The following is a 2,217-nucleotide window of genomic DNA, read 5'->3' on the forward strand; positions in this document are numbered from 1 at the left end:
GAGCTTCCCGTCGACTTGGCATATTGCTTGAACCAGCCTGCCAACTGGCCCGTTGCGCGGTAGTTGCCTAGCAAGATATTCATCGCGGTGAGCAGATCTGTCTCCCGAGGGTTGACGCAGAGCGATTCCGGGAAGGCTGCAAGCGGTTTGGTGCTAACCATGGCCAGCTGATCTGCTTGCGGAAACTGCGTCAAGGCAAAGGTTGATGATCCCTTATTCATCATGACGAAGTCGACCTGACCGTTCACCAAGGCCAGCAATGCCTCGTTCGAGCCAGGAAATTCGACGGCTTCGGCGACTTTCGTCAATGCCGACTTAGCCTGCTCGAAGTAGACCTCTCCGCGGGTGCCACCCATACGTTTACCTTCAGTGGCCTCCCAACTGTTAATGCCAGAATCCTTCCTGGTAATTGCTACCGTTGACGTTACGACGATCGGATTGGTCAGCAGCAGGTCTGGGCTGGTCAGCCGCTCCTTTGTCCAAGCCGCTCCGGCGCACCCAAGGTCGAACCGGTTGGATGCGATCCCAGGCAGCACGCTAGCCCAGTCCACGGTGACCAGTTCGACCTCCAGGCCGAGGTCAGCGCCGATCTGCTTCCAGATTGCGACGGCCCAGCCATCGACCTGACCAGTCTCCATGTTCACATAAGTTCCGGGCGGCGAATCCGGCGTCACTGCAATGGTCAGCTTGCCCGGCGTAACAAGTGCGCGAAATGGCCAAGGCTTCGGGTAGCTGGTGAAAGTGAGCGGTGCCGTTTGGGCTGGTTTGGAGTCCTGCGCGAGGCAAGCGGTGCTTGCGAAGGCGACGAGCACAGAAAGGGCGGCAGTGTGAAGCATGTTCATGTCAGTTCCCCTTTATTGATATTCCAAGTAGAATATCATATTGCTTGGGTTGGGCAAGGGTCTCGTTTGGGTGCGAAATCGAGAAAGAGGACATTGGCATGGCCGTAGAAGCGCGTGTGATTTCGGCCGGAACGCTGCTGGCGGGCTACTCCGATACCGGTGAAGCCATTTTTGTCGAGAACAGCGCGCTACTCGTCAGCGACGGCAGGATCGCGGATATGGGTCCAACCGAGGAATTACTCAATCGGTACCGTAATGCGGTGGTCGAACGGTACCCTGGACATATCATGACTCCAGGGTTCGTCGATGCGCACCATCATGTAGGCATGACTCCGCTGCAGATGGGGTCTCTGGACTACCCGCTCGAGCTCTGGGTTGGAAGTGGAGCCGCGAGGCGAGGGTTGGATCCAAGGCTGGATACACTGTTCGCCGCGGCCGAGATGCTGAAATCCGGCATCACCACGGTTCAGCACATCCAAGGTTCCGTGGGCGGTCCTGCGGAGAACATGCTGTCAATCGCGACCAAAGTGATAGGCGCCTATGAAGAGATTGGAATGCGTGCATCCTATTGCTTCAATGCACGTGACCAAAACCGTATCGTCCATCAGGACGATGAAGCTTTCGTTTCGACATTGCCGGCCGATTTGAAACAGCTTGTCGCGCAGTATGTGAAAAAGAGGACTGTCAGCCGGCAGGACTACCTCGACCTCTTCGATCAATTGCGACGTGATTGGCAACACAAGGATCGCGTTGCGATTCAACTTGCGCCGGCCAACTTGCATTGGTGCTCGGACGAGATGCTTGATCTTCTGTGGCAAAAGGCGGTGGCCGCCGACGTGCCACTACACATGCATCTGGTCGAAACGAAATATCAGCAAGAGTACGCCCGGCGCCGAACCGGCACCACCGCCGTCAAGCATCTGCAGCGCCTGGGCATGCTCGGGCCTCGCATGACGCTCGGCCACGGAGTGTGGGTTTCGGAAGAGGACATAGATATCTTGGCGCAATCGGGCACCTGCATCTGCCACAACTGCAGCTCCAATATGCGCCTCGGCAGTGGGAAAGCTCCAGTCAATGACTATCTTCAACGGGGCATGACTGTTGCCCTTGGCATCGATGAAGCTGGAATTAATGATGACAGAGATATGCTGCAAGAGATGCGGCTGGTTCTTTACCAGCATCGAGAACCCGGCCACAAAGGTCGATGGCCAAGCGCCTCGAACGTCCTGCGGATGGCTACGGAACACGGTGCGGCAACGACGGCTTTTGGAATGACAATTGGCACGTTGAAAATAGGCGCACACGCAGACTTCCTGCTGTTCGACAAAGCTGTCCTGACACGTCCGTTTCAGGATCCTGAGGTTCCGCTCATCAA

2 protein-coding genes are annotated in these 2,217 nt (G+C 56.6%); one reads left to right on the top strand and one right to left on the bottom strand.

Features of this window, described 5'->3' with window-relative positions; all coding sequences use genetic code 11:
- The coding region (locus tag EN935_RS32210) for a transporter substrate-binding domain-containing protein (RefSeq protein ID WP_164771537.1) at nt 1-842 on the bottom strand (842 nt) is incomplete at its 3' end.
- A 98-nt stretch (nt 843-940) separates the two neighbouring features.
- On the opposite strand from EN935_RS32210, the gene EN935_RS32215 reads away from it, so the two are divergent.
- Nucleotides 941-2,217, top strand: a 1,277-nt coding sequence (locus EN935_RS32215) for an amidohydrolase family protein (RefSeq protein WP_127374032.1), incomplete at its 3' end; no start/stop codon positions are given.

Source organism: Mesorhizobium sp. M7D.F.Ca.US.004.03.1.1 (assembly GCF_003998635.1).
In the GTDB taxonomy this organism is placed as follows: Bacteria; Pseudomonadota; Alphaproteobacteria; order Rhizobiales; family Rhizobiaceae; genus Mesorhizobium; species Mesorhizobium loti.